17 protein-coding genes and 1 tRNA gene are annotated in these 22,115 nt (G+C 62.6%); 15 read left to right on the top strand and 3 right to left on the bottom strand.

Going from position 1 to position 22,115, the window contains the following annotated elements; all coding sequences use genetic code 11:
• Window positions 1-163: 163 nt before the first annotated feature.
• Window positions 164-1,381, bottom strand: coding sequence for a pyridoxal phosphate-dependent aminotransferase (locus SBP01_RS14435; protein WP_275212223.1), 1,218 nt, complete (start codon window positions 1,379-1,381; stop codon window positions 164-166).
• Between the two features lie 272 nt (window positions 1,382-1,653).
• Between SBP01_RS14435 and SBP01_RS14430 the strand changes: the two genes are divergently transcribed.
• The 9 genes from SBP01_RS14430 to rplL all read left to right on the top strand — a co-directional run bounded on the left by SBP01_RS14430 (window position 1,654) and on the right by rplL (window position 8,226).
• Window positions 1,654-1,726 (top strand) — tRNA-Trp (locus tag SBP01_RS14430).
• 96 nt (window positions 1,727-1,822) lie between these two features.
• The gene (gene secE, locus SBP01_RS14425; protein WP_275212225.1) at window positions 1,823-2,092 is read left to right on the top strand and encodes a preprotein translocase subunit SecE; all 270 of its coding nucleotides are present in this window, start codon (window positions 1,823-1,825) and stop codon (window positions 2,090-2,092) included.
• A gap of 116 nt (window positions 2,093-2,208) precedes the next feature.
• On the top strand, window positions 2,209-3,054 hold the full coding sequence (gene nusG, locus SBP01_RS14420) for a transcription termination/antitermination protein NusG (RefSeq protein ID WP_320536233.1): 846 nt from the start codon (window positions 2,209-2,211) through the stop codon (window positions 3,052-3,054).
• 131 nt (window positions 3,055-3,185) lie between these two features.
• Complete coding sequence (gene rplK / locus SBP01_RS14415; protein WP_024365990.1) at window positions 3,186-3,617, top strand: 50S ribosomal protein L11; 432 nt, start codon at window positions 3,186-3,188, stop codon at window positions 3,615-3,617.
• Window positions 3,618-3,791: 174 nt separating this feature from the next.
• Window positions 3,792-4,499: a 50S ribosomal protein L1 gene (gene rplA, locus SBP01_RS14410; RefSeq protein WP_275212227.1), complete on the top strand. Its 708-nt coding sequence runs from the start codon at window positions 3,792-3,794 to the stop codon at window positions 4,497-4,499.
• 123 nt (window positions 4,500-4,622) lie between these two features.
• Window positions 4,623-5,735, top strand: coding sequence for a GNAT family N-acetyltransferase (locus tag SBP01_RS14405; protein WP_320536232.1), 1,113 nt, complete (start codon window positions 4,623-4,625; stop codon window positions 5,733-5,735).
• 8 nt (window positions 5,736-5,743) lie between these two features.
• On the top strand, window positions 5,744-6,862 hold the full coding sequence (locus SBP01_RS14400) for a GNAT family N-acetyltransferase (protein ID WP_275212231.1): 1,119 nt from the start codon (window positions 5,744-5,746) through the stop codon (window positions 6,860-6,862).
• Between the two features lie 294 nt (window positions 6,863-7,156).
• On the top strand, window positions 7,157-7,768 hold the full coding sequence (gene rplJ, locus SBP01_RS14395) for a 50S ribosomal protein L10 (protein WP_275212232.1): 612 nt from the start codon (window positions 7,157-7,159) through the stop codon (window positions 7,766-7,768).
• Window positions 7,769-7,848: 80 nt separating this feature from the next.
• Window positions 7,849-8,226: a 50S ribosomal protein L7/L12 gene (rplL, locus tag SBP01_RS14390; RefSeq protein WP_164205871.1), complete on the top strand. Its 378-nt coding sequence runs from the start codon at window positions 7,849-7,851 to the stop codon at window positions 8,224-8,226.
• A 125-nt stretch (window positions 8,227-8,351) separates the two neighbouring features.
• On the opposite strand, the gene SBP01_RS14385 is transcribed toward rplL, so the two are convergent.
• The gene (locus SBP01_RS14385) at window positions 8,352-8,855 is read right to left on the bottom strand and encodes a YbaK/EbsC family protein (protein WP_320536231.1); all 504 of its coding nucleotides are present in this window, start codon (window positions 8,853-8,855) and stop codon (window positions 8,352-8,354) included.
• Window positions 8,856-8,870: 15 nt separating this feature from the next.
• The gene (locus SBP01_RS14380) at window positions 8,871-10,070 is read right to left on the bottom strand and encodes an acetyl-CoA C-acetyltransferase (RefSeq protein WP_320536230.1); all 1,200 of its coding nucleotides are present in this window, start codon (window positions 10,068-10,070) and stop codon (window positions 8,871-8,873) included.
• Window positions 10,071-10,317: 247 nt separating this feature from the next.
• Between SBP01_RS14380 and SBP01_RS14375 the strand changes: the two genes are divergently transcribed.
• The 6 genes from SBP01_RS14375 (at window position 10,318) to fusA (ending at window position 22,095) form a co-directional block, all read left to right on the top strand.
• A complete protein-coding gene (locus SBP01_RS14375) occupies window positions 10,318-10,794 on the top strand; it encodes a hypothetical protein (RefSeq protein WP_320536229.1) in 477 nt (158 codons plus the stop codon).
• A 316-nt stretch (window positions 10,795-11,110) separates the two neighbouring features.
• Window positions 11,111-14,620: a DNA-directed RNA polymerase subunit beta gene (rpoB, locus tag SBP01_RS14370; protein ID WP_275212236.1), complete on the top strand. Its 3,510-nt coding sequence runs from the start codon at window positions 11,111-11,113 to the stop codon at window positions 14,618-14,620.
• Window positions 14,621-14,741: 121 nt separating this feature from the next.
• Window positions 14,742-18,641 carry a DNA-directed RNA polymerase subunit beta' gene (locus tag SBP01_RS14365; RefSeq protein ID WP_275212237.1) on the top strand — a complete coding sequence of 1,300 codons (3,900 nt, stop codon included), beginning with the start codon at window positions 14,742-14,744 and terminating at the stop codon, window positions 18,639-18,641.
• Window positions 18,642-19,064: 423 nt separating this feature from the next.
• Complete coding sequence (gene rpsL / locus SBP01_RS14360; protein ID WP_011692814.1) at window positions 19,065-19,439, top strand: 30S ribosomal protein S12; 375 nt, start codon at window positions 19,065-19,067, stop codon at window positions 19,437-19,439.
• A 1-nt stretch (window position 19,440) separates the two neighbouring features.
• Window positions 19,441-19,911 carry a 30S ribosomal protein S7 gene (rpsG, locus tag SBP01_RS14355; protein ID WP_011692813.1) on the top strand — a complete coding sequence of 157 codons (471 nt, stop codon included), beginning with the start codon at window positions 19,441-19,443 and terminating at the stop codon, window positions 19,909-19,911.
• Between the two features lie 69 nt (window positions 19,912-19,980).
• Window positions 19,981-22,095 (top strand): elongation factor G, encoded by a 2,115-nt coding sequence (gene fusA / locus SBP01_RS14350; RefSeq protein WP_275212238.1) that lies wholly within the window; start codon window positions 19,981-19,983, stop codon window positions 22,093-22,095.
• Window positions 22,096-22,115: the final 20 nt, after the last annotated feature.

Here is a 22,115-nt window from a genome sequence, read left to right as displayed (position 1 = left end):
GCACCCACCCACCCAGCACCCACCCCAGGACGCTCTCTCACTTAACGTGCGTTTTTTACTGACGCTCTCTCACTTAATGCGGCTTAAACGGAAACCCTCTCTCACTTCCCTAAAGAAAGTGAGAGAGGGTTTCCGATTTTCCTGCGTTAAGTGAGAGAGCGTCCTACTGGGCTTTGCCGAGGAACTCCTGGAGCCGGGCGACGCCGGTGGCCAGGTCGTCGTCCCCGAGGGCGTAGGAGAGCCGCAGGAACCCGGAGGGGCCGAATGCCTCGCCCGGAACCACGGCAACCTCCACTTCATCGAGGATCAGAGCAGCCAGTTCGGCGGAGGTGGACGGCGTAGCGGAGCCTCCCGCCGTCGGGAATTCCTTCCCCAGCAACGCGCGGACGTCCGCGTAGACGTAGAAGGCACCCTTCGGCGTCGGGCATTCCACCCCGTCGATGGCGTTCAGGCCGGCGACAATGGCCTTGCGGCGGCGGTCGAAGGCCACCTTCATCTCGTCCACGGCGGTCAGCGGCCCGGAGACGGCGGCGAGGGCTGCGATCTGCATGATGTTGGACACGTTGGAGGTGGCGTGGGACTGCAGGTTGGTGGCGGCCTTGATGACATCGGCCGGACCGATCATCCAGCCCACGCGCCAGCCGGTCATCGCGTAGGTCTTGGCCACGCCGTTAAGGATGACCACCTTGTCGCCCAGCTCCGGGGCTGCGGTGGCGATGGAGGTGAACGGAACACCGTCGTACGTCAGGTGCTCGTAAATCTCGTCCGTCACCACCCACAGGCCCTTGGACGCGGCCCATTTGCCTATTTCGGCAACCTGCTCGGGGGAGTACACGGCACCGGTGGGGTTGGACGGCGACACAAAGAGCAGGATTTTGGACTTCTCGGTGAGTGCTGCCTCGAGCTGCTCAACGGTGACCAGGTAGTCCTGCTCCGGACCGGCGAAGACCTCGACCGGAACGCCGCCGGCGAGCCGGATGGCCTCCGGGTACGTGGTCCAGAAGGGGGTGGGAACGATGACCTCGTCACCCGGATCCACCAGCGTGGCGAACGTGTTGTACACAGCTTGCTTGCCGCCGTTGGTCACCAGGACCTGGGACGGGTCAACGGAGTAGCCGGAATCGCGCAGGGTCTTATCCGCAATCGCCTTCTTCAGCTCCGGCAAGCCACTGGCCGGGGAGTAGCGGTGGTACTTGGGCTGGCCGGCTGCCTCAATGGCGGCCTTCACGATGTAGTCCGGGGTGGGGAAGTCCGGTTCGCCCGCGCCGAAACCTATAACCGGCCGGCCGGCTGCCTTCAGCGCCTTCGCCTTGGCGTCAACAGCCAAGGTTGCGGATTCGGCAATGGCGGATATGCGTTGGGAAACGCGGGCGGAAGACATGGCGGGTCCGTTCTTCGCTTGCAGCCCGGAGGCTGAATGATGGAATTCGACGAGAACTACTCTATGCTGTTCACCGGATCGTTCGGATTGCCGGCGCGTATGTGACTGCAGGCCAGGGGCACAAACGGGCGCGGCATGAAAGATCCGAAAAGAGGCTGGTTCGACGTAGACGAAGTTGTTGCGTAGACTTGTTCTCCGGTGTTGAAACACGGATGATGGCGTGCGCCTCAGTGAAAACTGGCAATCGCGGCATGAGTTCGTTTTCGTCCCAAAGGGTAGTGGCGCAATTGGTAGCGCAGCGGTCTCCAAAACCGCAGGTTGCAGGTTCGAGTCCTGTCTGCCCTGCGCAAGCTGTTCCGGCGTAAAGCCGGAGCACGCGCAGTAACCATGGTTCTGATCTGGACCGGGTAATCCAACATTGCAAAGACGAGCGAGGACCAGGTGACCGAAACAGCTGCCAGCAGCTCCAAGGGCCGCCCAGCTAAGAAGGCCGCCAAGGCAGGCTTCTTCGCTCGCATTGCACTCTTCGTTCGCCAGGTCATCGGTGAACTGAAGAAGGTTGTTGCACCAACCCGCAAGGAACTGATCAATTACACGCTCGTGGTGCTGGTGTTCGTGGCCATCATGATGGTCATCGTCAGCCTGCTGGATCTCGGTTTTGGTACCGCGGTCAGCTGGGTCTTTGGCGGTATTGCTCCCGGTGACCGCTAGGGCGCACCGTCCGCAGGCCGCGTGGCACTGACCGGGAATCCGGTAAGAATCCACGGGGTGTGCGGAATTGAGCCATTTAAATAGGCATGTTAGGCAATGAGGAAGCAGGAGACCAAGTGTCTGAGCAGGAGCTCGAGGTAACCGAGACTGAGCTGGAAGAGTCCACGGACAACACGGCGGCCCCCACGGTCGAAGCCGGTGAAGAGTCCGAGGTCGAGTCCGCTGCGCCCGAATCTGCCGACGCCGATTCCGACGCCGACACTGAGGTAGCGGACGCCGCTGAAGAGGGTTCCGATGCAGAGGCCGAAGGTGACGACGCTGAGGCAGACGCCCTGGCAGCCGCTGCCGCCAAGGCCGAGGTCGACCCCGCCGACGAATTCAAAGCCAAGCTGCGCCGCCAGGAGGGTGACTGGTACGTCATTCACTCCTACGCCGGTTACGAAAACCGCGTCAAGGCCAACCTTGAGACCCGCATCCAGACCCTGGACATGGAAGATTACATCTTCGAAATCCAGGTGCCGATGGAAGAAGTCGTTGAGATCAAGAACGCCCAGCGGAAGATCATCAACCGCGTCCGCATCCCCGGCTACGTCCTGGTGCGCATGGATCTGACGGATGCCTCCTGGGGCGCCGTCCGCCACACTCCCGGTGTCACCGGCTTCGTGGGCAACGCCCACAACCCGGTGCCGCTGCGCCTTGACGAAGTCTTCTCCATGCTCGCGCCCGTCTTCGAAGAAGAGCAGGCCGAAAAGGGCAAGCCGGTCAACAAGCAGTCGCAGACCCCGGTGGACGTCGACTTCGAGGTCGGCGAGTCCGTTATCGTCAAGGAAGGTCCGTTCGAGACCCTCCCCGCCACGATCTCCGAGATCAAGGTTGAATCCCAGACCCTGGTGGTCCTTGTCTCCATCTTCGAGCGTGAGACCCCGGTCACCCTGGCGTTCAACCAGGTCAGCAAGATCTAGCACACCCGCACAGAATTCGTTCCGGACTGCCCGCTTAGCAGCCCCGGAACGGCCGGCCGCCTCGCCATGGCGGCCACCAACCTGAGGCACGCTCCTGTGTCCCAGGAAGATATTGAGAGAAGGACCTTACATTGGCTCCCAAGAAGAAGGTCACCGGCCTCATCAAGCTGCAGATCCAGGCAGGCGCCGCTAACCCGGCTCCGCCGATCGGTCCTGCACTTGGCCAGCACGGTGTCAACATCATGGAATTCTGCAAGGCGTACAACGCTGCCACAGAAGCCCAGCGCGGAAACGTTATCCCCGTGGAAATCACGGTCTACGAAGACCGTTCCTTCACGTTCATCACCAAGACCCCGCCGGCTGCAGAGCTCATCAAGAAGGCTGCAGGCGTTGCCAAGGGTTCACCCACCCCGCACACCGTCAAGGTTGCAAAGCTGACTCAGGCCCAGGTCAACGAGATCGCCACCACCAAGATGGAAGACCTCAACGCCACGAGCCTCGAAGGCGCAGCGAAGATCATCGCCGGTACCGCCCGCTCCATGGGTATCACCGTCGAGGGCTAGTCCCTTCCGCCACCCTGGTTCGGGCAGTTGACGACGACGGGCGGCACCGCCGGGGAACCGGCACCACCGAAATTGAAATGTTGGGAACCGGGCACGTATAGCGAGCCCGTTCACCGACTGTGGCAGGGCCCAGCGCGGTCCGCAGACCACAACTGCACAAGGAGAAATAGCAGCATGGCAAAGCGCAGCAAAGCATATGAGGCGGCAGCCGCCAAGATCGACGCGGAGAAGTTCTACGCGCCGTTCGAGGCAGTAACCCTCGCCAAGGACACCAACCCGTCCAAGTTCGACGCCACCGTTGAGGTTGCTTTCCGCCTGGGCGTAGACCCGCGTAAGGCTGACCAGATGGTCCGCGGCACCGTTATCCTGCCGCACGGTACCGGTAAGACCGCCCGCGTTCTCGTCTTCGCAACGGGCGACAAGGCTGAGGCAGCAATCGCTGCCGGCGCCGACTTCGTTGGTTCCGATGACCTGATCGAAAAGATCCAGGGCGGCTGGACCGACTTCGACGCAGCCGTTGCCACCCCTGACCTCATGGGCAAGGTTGGCCGCCTCGGTAAGGTCCTGGGTCCGCGTAACCTGATGCCGAACCCGAAGACCGGCACCGTGACCGCAGATGTCGCGAAGGCTGTCAATGACATCAAGGGCGGCAAGATCGACTTCCGCGTCGACAAGCACTCGAACCTGCACTTCATCATTGGCAAGGTTTCGTTCGACGCCCTCAAGCTGGCCGAGAACTACGCGGCAGCACTGGAAGAGGTCCTTCGCCTGAAGCCGTCCGCTTCCAAGGGCCGCTACATTCAGAAGGCCACCGTGGCCACCACGTTCGGTCCCGGCATTTCCGTTGACCCCAACGTCACCAAGGTCCTGACCGAGGTCTAATCCTCAGCAGAGACTCCGCTGGAAGCGTCCGGCACACCGAAGAAGCCGCCCGGCACTGCGCCGGGCGGCTTTTTTGCCTTAAGTTTCAGTCGACTAACCCGGCCGCATAGCTAGGCTGGGGTGATGACAGCGCTGGCGATCACCCGAGTCGACATCCAGCCAACGCCCGACGGCGGCAATCCCTTCAGCGACCAGGTCCGGGACAGTGCCGCGGAGTTCGGGGAGTGCCATGCGCTGCTCGAATCCACCGAACTGGAGAAGTGGGGCAACCTGGACCGATGCCCGACTCTTGCGGAGGCCCTCGAATACTGGCGCGGGAGCGAGTACACGGAGCGGCAGCTCTTCATGGCCAGGCAGGGCACTGACCTGGTGGGCACGTGCTCGGTGACACTGCCCCTGCGCGAAAACACCACCACGGCGTCCGTTAACGTCCTGGTGGCGCCCGCCTTCCGGCAGCAGGGCTGGGGACGCCGGCTGCTGGAACACGTGGAAGCCGTGGCCATACGGAAGGGCAGGACGTCGCTGGACGGCTACTGTGAAGTGCCGCCGGAACGGGTGGACCGGGCCGGACGGCTTGTGCCGGCAAAGTCCGGAGCAGGGGGACTTCCGGCCGCTGACCCCGCAGTCGCTTTTGCCGTAGCTGCCGGCTATAGCCTGGAGCAGGTCGAACGGGCAAGCCGCCTGGCGCTTCCCGTACCTCCGGACCATCTGACGAATCTGGCAGCAGCGGCGTCCCGGCAGGCGGCCGGCTACAGCATGGTGGCCTGGGCTGACAGGTGCCCGGACCAACTCGTGGCTCAATACGCGGTCCTCCGGAACCGGATGAGCACGGATGTACCCACGGCCGGACTCGGCTGGGAAGCTGAGGACTGGGACCCGGCAAGGGTGCGGCATGACGAACAGTCGAACAGCCGCGGCGGGGTCCAGACGCAGGTCGCAGCCGCCCTGCATCAAGGTACCGGCCAGCTGGTGGCCTACACGGTCCTGACCTGGCGGCCGGCCGCCCCCGCGAGCATCCTCCAGGAGGACACGCTGGTGGCCGCGGAACATCGCGGAAGAAAGCTCGGGCTGCTGACCAAAGCCGCGAACCTCACGGCTGCCCAGGAGCGGTGGCCGGCGGCGCGGTCGGTGCTGACATGGAATGCCATGGAAAACGGGCATATGCTGGCGATCAATACTTTGCTTGGTTTCAAGCCTGCTGGTTATGAGGGTGAATGGCAGAAACGGCTGGGATAATGCCCTTTATGGCTAAAGACGTGCGGATCGAGCAATTGTGGATCCCGGATAGCCTTGACGCGCCGGACGCAGCGGATTTCCTGGCAGCGGTGGAGGTGGGCCGCAAAGTCAGGATGCAGACCTGGGGGAGTGATGACCTCGCTTACACCCCGTTGGAAAAGCTTCTGGAGCTGGCCGATCCCTACGAACGGCAGGTCATCCTGGTGGCCAAGGTTGACGGCGAGATCGTTGGTGCCGTGGACATCGCCCTGCCGTTGACGGACAACCTGGACCTGGCGGAGTTCACCCTGGATATCCTGCCTGAATTCCAGCGGCAGGGTGTGGGCCGCCAGCTGCTTCAGGCCGCCGAGCACCTTGCCCGCAGCGAGGGCCGCACGCTCATCCTCGTGGACACCAACCATCCGGGGGCATCATTGCACGAGTTCGAGAAGGCCCAGCTGGTGCCGGGTTCGGGCCAGGGCTTTGTGCCGCTGGAAAGCCGCGAAGTCGAGTTTGCCCGCAAGACCGGATACACCCTGCAGCACATCGAGCAATTCAGTTCCTGCGCACTTCCGCTGGACACGAAGCTCGTCGCCGATCTGCAGGCCGAAGCCGAGGAAGCCAACAACGGCCGCTACCGGCTCCACCACTGGACCGATCGCTGCCCGGATGAGTGGCTCGAAGCGGTGGCCGTGCTCGAGAACCTGGCGGGCGCCGCCGTCGACCCTTCCCTGGAGACTCCCATTGAACAGGGCATGGTGTTCGACGGCGGAATCCTCCGGGAAGCGGAAGAGGTCACCATCGCGCAGGGGCGGCGCACGGTGGTCACCGCCGTCGAGCACCTCGCCAGCGGATCGCTGGTGGGCCTGACGACGATCAGTGTCCTGGCCCACCGGCCGGATGTGGTGTTCCAGGACGACACCCTGGTGCTGCAGGAGCACCGTGGCAACAAGCTCGGCCTGCTTATCAAGGTGGCCAATATGGAGCGGCTTACCGAACAGTTTCCGGACGCCCGCGTCATCTACACCTGGAACGCGCCGGAGAACCGGTACCTGCTGACGGTCAACCAGCAGCTCGGTTTCACCACGGCGGGAGTGACGGGCATCTGGCAGAAGGAACTGCCGAGCCTGAAGGCAAGCGTCAGCTGAGGCGATTTGGTGGAGCGGCCGGGCGTCCCGTAAGCTTGAACTACCAAAGACCGTCGGTTGTTGGAAATCCATTCTCCGGAGCGCAGCTCAACTCTGCAGTTGTGCGCGGGAGGCCAAGTGGGTTTCTGGACGAAGGACCCTGACATAGGGCGGCCGGCGCAGGTGAACGAAGCAAACGCTCCACGGCATAAGCCATGTTGAGCCAAGCCCCGTGCATCTGCGCGGGGCGTTTTTAGTTTTAGCTCACCTGAGCGGGGACCGTCGCATACCGGCACTATCCCCGGAAGGAGGGTTATGGCAACGCCTACAAAGGTTTCAGCAGTAGCTGAGATCACTAACGATTTCAAGGAATCGAACGCCGCTGTCCTGACCGAATACCGTGGGCTCACCGTTGCACAGCTCAAGCAGCTGCGTGTTTCTCTCGGCCAGGACACCAAGTTCTCGGTCGTCAAGAACACCCTGACCGCCATTGCAGCGAAGGAAGCCGGCGTTGAAGCATTCAACGACCAGCTCTCCGGCCCCACTGCAATCGCGTTCATCAAGGGTGACGCAGTTGCCGCTGCCAAGAGCCTGACGGATTTTGCCAAGGCCAACAAGCAGCTGGTCATCAAGACCGGTTACTTCGAGGGCAAGGCACTGAACGCCGCCGAAGTTACTGCTCTGGCTGCGCTCGAGTCCCGCGAGCTGCAGCTCGCCAAGGTTGCAGGCATCCTTAAGGCTCCTGCTGCCGCCGCTGCACGCATCATTGACGCACTGCGCCTCAAGCTTGAAGAAGAGAACGGTGCACCGGCAGCTGCCGAGGCTCCCGCCGCTGAAGAAGCTCCTGCAGCTGAAGAAGCAACTGACGTTGTAGCAGAAGACGGTGCAGAGGCTCCCGCCGAAGCACCCGCTGCCGAAGAGAACTAGTTTCTCTTTACCCACCAGACTCCGGTGCGATGGCAACGGCCCAGGCCGCCAGGCACCACCTATAGGAAGGACGCCACACCATGGCGAAGCTCACCAACGAAGAGCTCATTGAAGCTTTCAAGGAACTGACCATCATCGAGCTCTCCGAGTTCGTCAAGCTCTTCGAAGAGACCTTCGAAGTAACTGCAGCTGCTGTTGCTGTTGCCGGCCCCGCCGGTGGCGGCGCTGCTGAAGAAGCAGAAGAGAAGACCGAATTCGACGTCGTTCTCGAATCTGCTGGCGAAAAGAAGATCGCAGTGATCAAGGAAGTTCGCGCCATCACTTCCCTCGGTCTCAAGGAAGCCAAGGACGTTGTCGACAGCGCTCCGAAGGCTGTTCTCGAAGGCGTCACCAAGGAAGCTGCCGAAAAGGCAAAGGAGCAGCTCGAGGCTGCCGGCGCTACCGTTACCCTCAAGTAACTCACGCTGCTTCACGGAAAACCCCGCCCCACTGCCAGCCAGTTGGGCGGGGTTTTCCTGCGTCTGAGCCCAACTGGGTAGCGCGAACTGTCGTTTTGAGCGCTCAAAACGACAGTTCGCGCTACCTACATGGGGTTGGGATCCGAAATATCGGCGACGACGGCGCCCAGGGCGGCGGTGAGCTGGTCGGCTTCAACGAAGGCGCTGTAGCCGTGTTCCCCGGCGCCCATGGAGATCCGCCGGCCCGAGATGGTGGCGTCCGCGTAGACAGGCCAGGCCGTGGTGCTGCCGAGCGGCGTGATGGTGCCGCGCTCGTACCCCGTGGCGTCCAGGGCCACCTCCGCCGCCGGCAGCGACAGCTTGTTCACGCCCACCAGTGCCCGAAGTTTGGGCCAGGAGATCTGCCGGTCGCCCGGAATCAGCGCAAACAGGAACGTGCCGTCCTTGTGTTTGACCACCAGCGACTTCACGATGTCGGCCGGGGTGATGCCCAGGATCCCGGCCGCCTCCTCCAGGCTGCGGGCCGCCATCCGCTCCACGATGCGGACGTCCACACCGCGCGCCGCCGCGTCCGCCAGGAAGCGCTGACGTCCGACGGCGGCGCTCCCGCTTTCGAGTTGCCCTGCCACCGGTCCCGCCCAGCCCTAGTCGCGGTACAGCAGGAGGGCTTCGCCCTGGCCGCCGCCGCCGCAGAGGGACACGGCGGCCTTGCCGCGGCCGCGCCGCTTCAGTTCATGCGCCGCATGCAGGGCAAGCCTTGCGCCGGACGCTCCGATGGGGTGGCCCAGGGCGATGGCGCCGCCGTGGATGTTGCACTGGTCCAGGGGGTAGTCCAGGTCTTTCAGGGACTGCACCGCCACGGACCCGAACGCTTCGTTGATCTCGATGAAGTCCAGGTCCTTGGTGGTCCAACCGGCCCGCTCGAGGGCACTCTTGATCGCGTTTGACGGCTGGGAATGCAGGGAGTTGTCCGGGCCCGCCACCTGGCCCGGCTTGCCCACCACGGCCAGGTATTCGAGCCCGTTGTCCTCGGCGAACTGTCGTGATGTAAGCACCAGGGCCGCGGCGCCGTCGGATAGGGGAGAGGAGTTTCCGGCGGTGATGGTCCCGTCCGTGACGAAGGCCGCCCGCAGGCCGGCGAGCGTCTCGATGGACGTGTTGGGCCGGACGCCTTCGTCCGTGGCCACAACCAGGGGGTCGCCCTTGCGCTGCTTGACGCTGATGGGCGCTATCTCGTCGTCGAAAACGCCGTTCTTCGCCGCCAGTGCGGCACGCTGGTGGGATTGTGCCGCCACGTTGTCCTGCGAAGTCCGGCTGATGCCGAGGGTCAGGTTTTTGGTCTCGGTGGACAGACCCATGGACTGGCCGTCGAAGGCGTCCGTCAGGCCGTCGTGGGCGGCAGCGTCCAAGGCCTGGATGGCGCCGTACGTCCAGCCTTGGCGGGAACCGGGCAGCAGATGGGGTGCCCGGGTCATGGATTCCTGGCCACCCGCCACCACTACGGTTGCGTCACCGCTGCGGATCATGCGGGCGGCATCGATCACCGCGGTCAGCCCGGACAGGCACACCTTGTTGATGGTGACGCTCGGGACGTTCCAGCCGATGCCGGCACCAATGGCGCTCTGCCGTGCAGGGTTCTGCCCTGCACCGGCCTGCAGCACCTGGCCCATGATGACCGCGTCCACTTTGCCCGCGTCCACACCGCTCGCCGTGAGCGCGGCCCTGATGGCATGTGCGCCGAGTTCGACGGCGGTAAAGCTGGCCAGCTGCCCGTTCAGGCGGCCCTGCGGGGTCCGCGCTGCCGCCAGGATAACAACGTCAGTGTTGTTCATGGAGTTGCCCATTATGATCTCTTCCGCTCTCTAACGTGTAAGCCCGTACCGTATAGGCCAAGGCTATCGTGAGCCTCCTCACACATTAATCAAAACGCAGAAAAGGCCGCCGGGATTCCGCGGCGTGGGGAGAGGCGTGGGGAGAACTGCCCATCTGCCTGACGTGCAGCCTCCCGCCACGATGCGTAGGGTGGACGGCGGAGGCAAAGCCTCGTGCCACGCAATGGCCTCGGGCAACGCGATAACAGGGAGCAAAATCTTGAAGCACATCCTCGCCGCAGCGGCTGTCGTCTGCCTTGCCGGCCTCACGGCCTGCAGCGTTACCGCTCCTGCTCCGGAGGGCTCCGCTTCGCCGACCACCGCAGTGACCTCCAGCTCCGCACCCTCCCAGGCAACGCCGTCGCGCGCCACGGGCAGCACAGGTGCCGCCACGCCCCAGGCTGCGCAGGTCAAGGAAGGCTGCGAGCAGTTCAATTCGCTCTTCGCCGAGTACCGGGCGAGCGAGCCGACCTCCAACGCCTACGAAGACATTTACACCAAGGCAGCGAAAGCAAGGACCGCGTATACGGGGAACCTGAGGGCACTGTTTTCCTCGCTGGCTGCCATGGCGATCAGCCATTCCTCCGTCGTGGAGAAGGGCGGCGAGCCGGACCAGGCAACCAAGGATGCCGTGCGGGACGCGGTTTTTGCGAATGCCGGAGCCTGCACGGCCCAGGGCGTGACGCTCACCCTCTGACCCGGAGTTGCACGAAAGCTGCCGTGTTTGCGCCGAAAAAATCGGTGCTTGCAAAACATGCGGTTGTGGGGTAGACACGTAATTGGTTTTGCCGTATCGTAGATATTTGCGTCTTCCCTGTTTACCTTCAGCCTTCATATAGCGGTGGGCTTTGCCTGGCAGCTGACCATCAACGTGCCGTCAACAACGTCATTGTATGGTCGGCCCCGGCCCCGGGTCATATAGCGGAACCGGATGGTAGCACTGCGGAGTCATTTCGCAGGGTGCACAGCGGGGGAGATCTGAAAACGCCTGAAGGTCTGTGGAAGGATCCCTCTTGGTCGCCTCGAGCACCTCTAATAACCAAACCGCTAACACCGCCGACAGCACTGATGGTGCCACTCGCCGGCTCTCATTCGCAAAGATTCACGAACCGCTTGACGTTCCGAATCTTCTTGCCCTGCAGACGGACAGCTTTGACTGGCTGGTCGGAAACGAACGCTGGCAGGCACGCGTAGCGAAAGCCGTCGAAGAAAACGACCTCAGCGTCGCCACCTCGTCCGGACTGTCGGACATCTTCGAAGAGATCTCCCCGATCGAGGACTTCCAGGGCACCATGTCCCTGAGCTTCTCCGATCCGGAGTTCGCTGATCCCAAGTACACCATGGCCGAGTGCAAGGACCGGGACGCAACTTACTCGGCTCCGCTGTACGTCAAGGCCGAGTTCATGAACAACAACACGGGCGAAATCAAGCAGCAGACCGTGTTCATGGGCGACTTCCCGCTGATGACCGAGAAGGGCACCTTCGTCGTCAACGGCACCGAGCGTGTGGTCGTCTCCCAGCTGGTCCGTTCACCGGGCGCCTACTTTGAGCGTACCGCTGACAAGACCAGTGACAAGGACATCTTCACTGCCAAGATCATCCCGTCCCGCGGCGCATGGTTTGAACTCGAAATCGACAAGCGCGACCAGGTCGGCGTCCGCCTCGACCGCAAGCGCAAGCAGTCGGTCACCGTTCTGCTGAAGGCCCTCGGCTGGACCGAAGGCCAGATCCTCGAAGAGTTCGGCCAGTACGACTCCATGCGTGCAACGCTGGAGAAGGACGCCACCGAAACCCGCGAAGACGCGTTGCTGGACATCTACCGGAAGCTGCGACCGGGCGAGCCGCCCACAGTCGAGGCTGCCCAGTCCCTGCTGGACAACCTGTACTTCAACTCCAAGCGCTACGATCTGGCCAAGGTTGGCCGCTACAAGATCAACCGCAAGCTTGGCATCGACCGCTCCCTTGGCGACAAGGAAGCTTCGGTCCTGCACGTTGAAGACATCGTGGCCATGATCAAGTTCCTGGTTGCCCTGCACGCCGGCGAGAAGACCCTCACGGGCAAGCGCGACGGCCAGGACCACGAGCTGCGCGTGGAGATCGATGACATCGACCACTTCGGCAACCGCCGTATCCGCGCCGTCGGCGAGCTCATCGAGAACCAGGTCCGCACCGGCCTGTCCCGTATGGAGCGCGTTGTCCGCGAGCGTATGACCACCCAGGACGTCGAAGCGATTACGCCGCAGACCCTGATCAACATCCGCCCGGTTGTCGCAGCCATCAAGGAGTTCTTCGGAACCTCCCAGCTGTCGCAGTTCATGGACCAGAACAACCCGCTTTCGGGTCTGACCCACAAGCGCCGTCTGTCCGCGCTTGGCCCGGGTGGTCTGTCCCGTGACCGCGCAGGCATGGAAGTTCGAGACGTTCACCCGTCCCACTACGGACGTATGTGCCCCATCGAAACCCCTGAAGGCCCGAACATTGGCCTGATCGGTTCGCTGGCATCCTACGGCCGCATCAACCCGTTCGGTTTCATCGAGACTCCTTACCGCCTCGTTTCCGAAGGCGTTGTCTCCGATGAGGTCCAGTACCTCACGGCCGACGACGAAGCAGAGGTCCTGATCGCTCAGGCCAACGCTCCGCTGGACGAGAACAAGAAGTTTGCCGAAGAGACCGTCCTGGTCCGCGCCCGTGGTGGTGGAGGCGAGCCCGTGCTGGTTCCCGCCGCCGAGGTCGAGTTCATGGACGTTTCCCCGCGCCAGATGGTGTCCGTGGCCACGGCCCTGATCCCGTTCCTCGAGCATGACGATGCCAACCGTGCACTCATGGGTGCCAACATGCAGCGCCAGGCCGTGCCGCTGGTCCGTTCCGAGGCCCCGTTTGTGGGTACCGGCATGGAACGTGCAGCCGCTGTCGACGCCGGTGACGTCACCATCGCGAAGAAGGCAGGTGTGGTTACCGAGGTCTCCGCTGAGCTGGTCATCATGCTCAACGACGACGGTACGGAAACCAACTACCGCATCAACAAGTTCGCACGCTCCAACCAGGGCAACTGCTACAACAACCGCGTCCTGGTCAACGAAGGCCAGCGCCTGGAAGTTGGCGGCATCATCGCCGACGGCCCGGCAACGGACCAGGGCGAACTCGCACTGGGTAAGAACCTGCTTGTGGCGTTCATGTCATGGGAAGGCCACAACTTCGAGGACGCCATCATCCTCTCGCAGCGCATTGTTGCCGAGGACGTTCTTTCCTCCATCCACATCGAGGAGCACGAGATCGATGCCCGCGACACCAAGCTTGGTGCCGAGGAAATCACCCGTGACATCCCCAACGTGTCCGAGGAAGTCCTGGCGGGCCTGGACGAGCGCGGCATCATCCACATCGGTGCCGAGGTTGAAGCCGGCGACATCCTGGTCGGAAAGGTCACCCCGAAGGGTGAAACCGAGCTGACCCCGGAAGAGCGCCTGCTGCGCGCCATCTTCGGTGAGAAGTCCCGCGAAGTGCGCGACACCTCCCTGAAGGTTCCGCACGGCGAGTCCGGCACCGTCATCGGTGTCCGTGTCTTCGACCGCGACAACGACGACGAGCTGCCCCCGGGCGTGAACCAGCTGGTCCGCGTTTACGTGGCTGCCAAGCGAAAGATCACCGACGGCGACAAGCTCGCCGGCCGTCACGGCAACAAGGGCGTCATCTCCAAGATCCTCCCGATCGAGGACATGCCCTTCCTTGCCGACGGTACCCCGGTTGATATTGTTCTGAACCCGCTGGGTGTTCCGGGCCGTATGAACGTCGGCCAGGTGCTCGAAACGCACCTCGGCTGGGTTGCCAAGACCGGTTGGAAGATCGAAGGCGAGCCCGAGTGGGTCAAGCAGCTGCCGAACCTGCCGCGCGAGAGTGGCCAGACCACTGTTGCAACGCCGGTGTTCGACGGCGCCCGTGAAGAAGAAATCACCGGCCTGCTGGACTCCACCAACGTGACCCGCGACGGCGACCGCCTGATCAACTCCTCAGGCAAGACCCGCTTGTTCGACGGCCGCTCCGGCGAGCCGTTCCCGGATCCGATCTCGGTCGGCTACATGTACATCCTGAAGCTCCACCACCTGGTGGACGACAAGATCCACGCGCGCTCCACCGGCCCGTACTCCATGATCACGCAGCAGCCGCTGGGTGGTAAGGCACAGTTCGGTGGCCAGCGCTTCGGTGAAATGGAAGTGTGGGCGCTCGAAGCTTACGGCGCCGCCTACACGCTCCAGGAGCTCCTCACGATCAAGTCGGATGATATCCACGGTCGTGTGAAGGTCTACGAAGCGATCGTCAAGGGCGAGAACATCCCCGAACCGGGCGTTCCTGAGTCCTTCAAGGTCTTGATCAAGGAAATGCAGTCGCTGTGCCTGAACGTGGAAGTGCTTTCCACGGACGGAACCACAATTGAAATGCGTGACTCTGATGACGCAGTCTTCACGGCTGCGGAAGAACTGGGCATCGATCTGTCTCGTGCAGAGCCCAGTTCCGTAGAAGAGGTTTAGTTAGGTGAGGGTACCGGGAAAAGCAAGCGGCCCCGCCGCGCTGACTTTTCCCGGTGCACCACCTCCCTCCTCCCGCACCCAAGACTTCAGAATTTAGAGAACAAGAGAGAACAGGGACCATATGTCCAGCGAATCCTCCTTCGGCCTCATGCAGATCGGCCTCGCCACCGCGGATGACATCCGTGGCTGGTCTTACGGCGAGGTTAAGAAGCCGGAAACCATCAACTACCGCACGCTCAAGCCCGAGAAGGACGGCCTCTTCTGCGAGAAGATCTTCGGCCCGTCCCGCGACTGGGAATGCTACTGCGGTAAGTACAAGCGCGTGCGCTTCAAGGGCATCATCTGCGAGCGGTGTGGCGTTGAAGTCACCCGCGCAAAGGTCCGCCGTGAGCGCATGGGCCACATCGAGCTGGCCGCCCCCGTCACGCACATCTGGTACTTCAAGGGTGTTCCGTCCCGTCTGGGCTACCTCCTTGACCTGGCACCGAAGGACCTCGAAAAGGTCATCTACTTCGCTGCCTACATGATCACCAGCGTTGACGCTGACGCCCGTCACGAGGAACTGCCCAACCTCCAGGTTGAGCACGACATCGAGAAGAAGCAGCTGATCGACAACCGCGACTCCGATATCGCCACGATCGCCCGCGACCTCGAAAACGAGATCGCGCGCCTCGAAGGTGAAGGTGCCAAGGCTGCCGACAAGAAGAAGGCCCGCGACTCCGCCGACCGCCAGATGGCGAACGTGCGCAAGCGCGCCGACGCCGAAATCGAGCGCCTCGAGCAGGTCTGGGACCGCTTCAAGAACCTGAAGGTCGCTGACCTCGAAGGCGACGAAGGCCTCTACCGCGAACTGCGCGACCGCTACGGCATGTACTTCGAAGGCTCCATGGGTGCCGAAGCCATCAAGAAGCGTCTTGAGAACTTCGACATGCAGGCCGAGTCGGACCTGCTGCGCGACATCATCGCCAACGGCAAGGGCCAGCGCAAGACCCGCGCCCTGAAGCGCCTGAAGGTGGTCAACGCGTTCCTGACCACCAACAACAGCCCGCTGGGCATGGTTCTCGACGCCGTCCCGGTGATCCCGCCGGAACTGCGCCCGATGGTCCAGCTGGACGGTGGCCGCTTTGCGACCTCCGACCTCAACGACCTCTACCGTCGCGTGATCAACCGCAACAACCGCCTCAAGCGCCTGCTTGACCTCGGCGCGCCGGAGATCATCGTCAACAACGAGAAGCGCATGCTTCAGGAAGCTGTTGACAGCCTCTTCGACAACGGCCGCCGCGGCCGTCCGGTCACCGGACCGGGCAACCGTCCGCTGAAGTCCCTGAGCGACATGCTCAAGGGCAAGCAGGGCCGTTTCCGCCAGAACCTCCTCGGCAAGCGCGTGGACTACTCGGGCCGTTCGGTCATCGTGGTCGGCCCGCAGCTGAAGCTGCACCAGTGCGGTCTGCCCAAGCAGATGGCGCTGGAGCTCTTCAAGCCGTTCGTGATGAAGCGCCTGGTTGACCTCAACCACGCCCAGAACATCAAGTCGGCCAAGCGCATGGTGGAGCGTTACCGTCCGCAGGTCTGGGACGTGCTCGAAGAGATCATCACCGAACACCCGGTGCTGCTCAACCGTGCACCTACCCTGCACCGCCTCGGCATCCAGGCGTTCGAACCGCAGCTTGTTGAAGGTAAGGCAATCCAGCTTCACCCGCTGGTCTGTGGCGCCTTCAACGCTGACTTCGATGGCGACCAGATGGCAGTGCACCTGCCGCTGAGCCCGGAAGCCCAGGCTGAGGCGCGCATCCTGATGCTGTCCTCGAACAACATCCTGAAGCCGTCCGACGGCCGTCCGGTCACCCTGCCCTCGCAGGATATGATCATCGGTCTCTACCACCTGACCACCAAGCGTGTCGGTTCAGCTGGCGAAGGCCGCGTCTTCTCCTCGGTTGCCGAAGCCATCATGGCCTACGACCTCCGCGAGCTGCACCTGAACTCGCAGGTCAAGATCCGCCTCGAAGGCTTCGTTCCGTACGCGGGCTGGGAAGCTCCGGAAGGCTGGGAGCCCGGCCAGCCGGTGCTCGTCCAGACCTCCCTGGGCCAGGTCATCTTCAACCAGACCCTGCCCGAGGACTACCCCTGGGTTGAGAACGTTGCGGACAAGGGCGAACTGTCCACGATCGTCAACGATCTCGCCGAGCGCTACCCGAAGGTCATCACGGCGGCAACGCTGGACAACCTGAAGGACGCCGGTTTCTACTGGGCCACCCGGTCCGGTGTGACCGTCGCCATCTCGGACATTGAGGTGCCCAAGGACAAGCCGCAGATCCTTGCCGGCTACGAAACCATGGCTGCCAAGATCCAGGGCCAGTACGACAAGGGCCTGATCGATGACGACGAGCGTCGCCAGGAACTGATCGAGATCTGGAACAAGGCAACGAACGAAATCGCCCAGGCAATGCGTGACAGCCTGTCCCCGATGAACACCATCAACCGCATGGTGTCCTCCGGTGCCCGTGGTAACTGGATGCAGGTCCGTCAGATCGCGGGTATCCGTGGCCTGGTGGCCAACCCTAAGGGTGAAATCATCCCGCGTCCCATCAAGTCCTCCTACCGCGAGGGCCTGTCGGTGCTGGAATACTTCATCGCCACGCACGGTGCCCGTAAGGGTCTGGCTGACACCGCGCTGCGTACCGCCAACTCGGGCTACCTGACCCGCCGTCTGGTGGACGTTTCGCAGGACGTCATCGTCCGTGAAGAGGACTGCGGCACCGAACGCGGCCTCGTCACGCCGATTGCCGTGCCGGACGCCAACGGCGAGCTGGTCCTGGACGAGAACGTCGAGAACAGCGCCTACGCCCGTACGCTCGCTGTCGATGTTGTGGACTCCAAGGGCAACGTCCTTGCAGCCGGCGGCACCGACTGCGGCGACGTCGTTATCGCCGAACTGTTCGCAGCCGGCATCACCGAGGTCAAGGTCCGCTCCGTACTCACCTGTGAGTCCAGCGTCGGCACCTGCGCCCTGTGCTACGGCCGTTCACTGGCCACCGGCAAGACCGTGGACATCGGTGAGGCCGTTGGCATCATCGCGGCCCAGTCCATCGGTGAGCCCGGTACCCAGCTGACCATGCGTACGTTCCACACCGGTGGTGCTGTTTCCGCCAGCGGTGGCGACGACATCACCCAGGGTCTGCCCCGTATCCAGGAGCTCTTCGAAGCCCGTACTCCGAAGGGTGTCGCACCGATTGCTGAAGCAGCCGGTCGCATCGCCATCGAAGAGTCCGAGCGCCAGATGCGCCTGGTCATCACCCCGGATGACGGATCTGAAGAGATCGCGTACCCGGTACTGCGCCGTTCACGCCTCCTCATTGAGGACGGCGAGCACGTCACGGTAGGCCAGAAGCTCATCAACGGCCCGGTCGATCCCAAGCAGGTTCTGCGCATCATGGGTCCCCGTGCCGCGCAGAAGTTCCTGGTGGACGAGGTCCAGGGCGTGTACCGCAGCCAGGGCATCGGTATCCACGACAAGCACGTCGAGGTTATCGTCCGGCAGATGCTGCGCCGCGTCACGGTCATTGAGTCCGGTGAATCTGATCTGCTGCCCGGCGAGCTCGCCGAGCGCAGCCGCTTCGAGGAGGCCAACCGCCGCGTTGTGTCCGAGGGCAAGGCGCCGGCTTCCGGCCGTCCCGAGCTCATGGGCATCACCAAGGCGTCCTTGGCCACCGAGTCCTGGCTGTCCGCAGCTTCCTTCCAGGAAACCACCCGCGTCCTGACGCAGGCGGCCATGGAAGGCAAGAGCGATCCGCTGCTCGGCCTCAAGGAGAACGTCATCATCGGTAAGCTGATCCCGGCCGGCACGGGTCTCCCGCGCTACACCGAGGTCACCGTGGAGCCCACTGAAGAAGCAAAGGCCAACCTGTTCACCGGCCCCAGCGCATTCAGTGACTTCTCGTACGACTCCCTGGGCGGCGACGGAGCTCCTGAGTTCCACGCCATCCCGCTGGATGACTACGACCTCGGCAACGATTTCCGCTAGCCGCTAAAGCAACGCGGGGTCACTTACGGCCCGATCCACACCTCGGATTGGGCTCAAAGTGACCCCGCGTTGCTGTTTAAGCCGTGCGCTCCTCTTTAGGGGCGGACGACGTCGGCACCCGGCTTCCGCCGTCGTCCTCCATACACCCGATTAAGGCTCAGGAGCAAGCCGTGCTAGAATTTTGGTAATTGTTCTGTGTGGCAGTGGATGAAGGCCGCCGCAGCATCATTTTGGTTTTGTTCTCATGATGCTGGGTGTGAGCTTGTTTCCGGGTTGCGGGCTAGGTGCGCGACGAATGCCACTCTTTTGCACGCCTAGGTACGTTTCAAGACACCGAGGCTGCAGGGACAACGCCAAAACCGACGCAGAGACGGCTGACGCCCGAATGTGCCGGTAGAGATCAAACCAACGGAGAACACGAGAGTGCCTACGATTAACCAGCTGGTCCGCAAGGGCCGCACGCCTAAGGTCAAAAAGACCAAGGCTCCTGCCCTTAACGGCAGCCCGATGCGCCGCGGTGTTTGCACCCGCGTTTACACCACCACCCCCAAGAAGCCGAACTCGGCTCTGCGTAAGGTTGCACGTGTGCGCCTCAACGGTGGCGTTGAAGTTACTGCTTACATCCCCGGTGTAGGCCACAACCTGCAGGAGCACTCCATTGTGCTCGTTCGCGGCGGTCGTGTTAAGGACCTTCCGGGTGTCCGCTACAAGATCGTCCGTGGCGCCCTCGATACCCAGGGTGTGAAGAACCGTAAGCAGGCACGCAGCCGCTACGGCGCAAAGATGGAGAAGAAGTAATATGCCTCGCAAGGGTCCGGCCCCGAAGCGGCCGCTCGTACTAGATCCCGTTTACGGCTCCCCGTTGGTCACCCAGCTGATCAACAAGGTGCTGGTTGACGGCAAGAAGTCCACCGCAGAGCGCATCGTTTACGGTGCCCTCGAAGGCGCCCGCGCCAAGTCCGGCGGCGACCCCGTAGCAGCCCTCAAGAAGGCCATGGAGAACGTCAAGCCTTCCCTCGAGGTCCGCTCACGCCGCGTTGGTGGCGCAACCTACCAGGTTCCGGTTGAGGTCAAGCCGGGTCGCTCGACCGCCCTCGCCCTGCGCTGGCTGGTTGGCTACTCCAAGGCCCGCCGCGAAAAGACCATGACCGAGCGCCTCCAGAACGAAATCCTGGATGCCTCCAACGGTCTCGGTGCCGCTGTGAAGCGTCGCGAAGACACCCACAAGATGGCCGAGTCCAACAAGGCCTTCGCACACTACCGCTGGTAATACTTCCCGGACGCCGCCGGCTCAGCTGAGCCGGCGGCGAACGTGCAGTCCATCCGAAAGGGAGACACCGTGGCACAGGACGTGCTTACCGACCTTAGTAAGGTCCGCAACATCGGCATCATGGCCCACATTGATGCCGGCAAGACCACCACCACCGAGCGCATCCTGTTTTACACGGGTGTGAACCACAAGATTGGCGAAACGCACGACGGCGCTTCGACCACCGACTGGATGGAACAGGAAAAGGAACGCGGCATCACCATCACGTCTGCCGCCGTGACCTGCTTCTGGGAAAACAACCAGATCAACATCATTGACACCCCGGGTCACGTTGACTTCACCGTTGAGGTTGAGCGCTCACTGCGCGTCCTCGATGGTGCTGTCGCCGTTTTTGATGGCAAGGAAGGCGTTGAGCCGCAGTCTGAGACCGTTTGGCGCCAGGCTGACAAGTACAACGTTCCGCGCATCTGCTTCGTCAACAAGATGGACAAGCTCGGCGCTGACTTCTACTTCACCGTAGACACCATCATCAGCCGCCTCGGCGCCAAGCCGCTGGTTATGCAGCTGCCCATCGGTGCCGAGAACGACTTCATCGGCGTCGTAGACCTGCTGTACATGCGTGCACTGGTCTGGCCCGGCGACTCCAAGGGTGACGTCACCATGGGTGCCAAGTACGAGATCCAGGAGATCCCGGCTGACCTCAAGGAAAAGGCTGAAGAGTACCGCGCACACCTCATTGAGGCCGTTGCGGAGTCCTCCGAAGAGCTCATGGAGAAGTACCTCGAAGGCGAAGAAATTTCCGTCGACGAGCTCAAGGCCGGCATCCGCAAGATGACCATCAACTCTGAGCTCTACCCGGTCTTCTGTGGCTCCGCGTTTAAGAACCGTGGCGTTCAGCCGATGCTCGATGCTGTCATCGACTACCTGCCGAACCCGCTCGACGTCCCCCCGATGGTCGGTCACGATCCCCGGGACGAAGAGAAGGAACTGACCCGCAAGCCGTCTGCTGATGAGCCGTTCTCGGCTCTGGCGTTCAAGATTGCCGCGCACCCGTTCTTCGGCCAGCTCACCTTCATCCGCGTGTACTCCGGTCACGTGGAAGCAGGCGCCCAGGTGGTCAACTCCACCAAGGGCAAGAAGGAGCGCATCGGCAAGCTGTTCCAGATGCACGCCAACAAGGAAATGCCCGTCGAGGGCGCTACCGCCGGCCACATCTACGCAGCGATCGGTCTGAAGGACACCACCACGGGTGACACCCTGTGTGATTCCGCCAACCAGATCGTCCTCGAGTCCATGAGCTTCCCGGAGCCCGTGATCTCGGTTGCCATCGAGCCGAACACCAAGGGTGACCAGGAGAAGCTCTCCACGGCCATCCAGAAGCTCTCCGCTGAGGACCCGACCTTCCAGGTCTCCCTCAACGAAGACACCGGTCAGACCATCATCGCCGGCATGGGCGAGCTTCACCTGGACATCCTGGTGGACCGCATGCGCCGCGAATTCAAGGTCGAGGCAAACGTCGGCAAGCCGCAGGTTGCTTACCGCGAAACCATCAAGCGTGCTGTAGAGCGTCACGACTACACGCACAAGAAGCAGACCGGTGGTTCGGGTCAGTTCGCAAAGATCCAGATCGCGATCGAGCCGATGGACACTGCCGACGGCGAGCTGTACGCGTTTGAGAACAAGGTCACCGGTGGCCGCGTTCCGCGCGAATACATCCCGTCCGTTGATGCGGGTATCCAGGATGCGCTGAACGACGGCGTCCTGGCCGGTTACCCGGTTGTTGGCATCAAGGCAACGCTGATTGACGGCGCTTACCACGATGTTGACTCCTCGGAAATGGCGTTCAAGATCGCCGGCCGTATGGCTTTCAAGGAAGCCGCACGCAAGGCGAACCCTGTCCTGCTTGAACCGCTGATGGATGTCGAAGTCCGCACCCCTGAGGAATACATGGGTGAAGTTATCGGCGACATCAACTCACGCCGTGGCCAGATGCAGTCCATGGAAGATGCACAGGGTGTCAAGGTCATCCGTGCGCACGTCCCGCTGTCCGGCATGTTCGGATACATCGGTGACCTGCGTTCGAAGACCCAGGGCCGCGCTGTGTACTCCATGACCTTCAACAGCTACGCCGAGGTCCCGAAGGCAGTTGCCGACGAGATCATCCAGAAGACCCGCGGCGAATAGTCTTCGGACTTTCACAGCGA

Source organism: Pseudarthrobacter sp. IC2-21 (genome assembly GCF_034048115.1).
GTDB lineage: Bacteria > Actinomycetota > Actinomycetes > Actinomycetales > Micrococcaceae > Arthrobacter > Arthrobacter naphthalenicus.
This window is presented reverse-complemented; position numbering and strand designations above follow the sequence as displayed.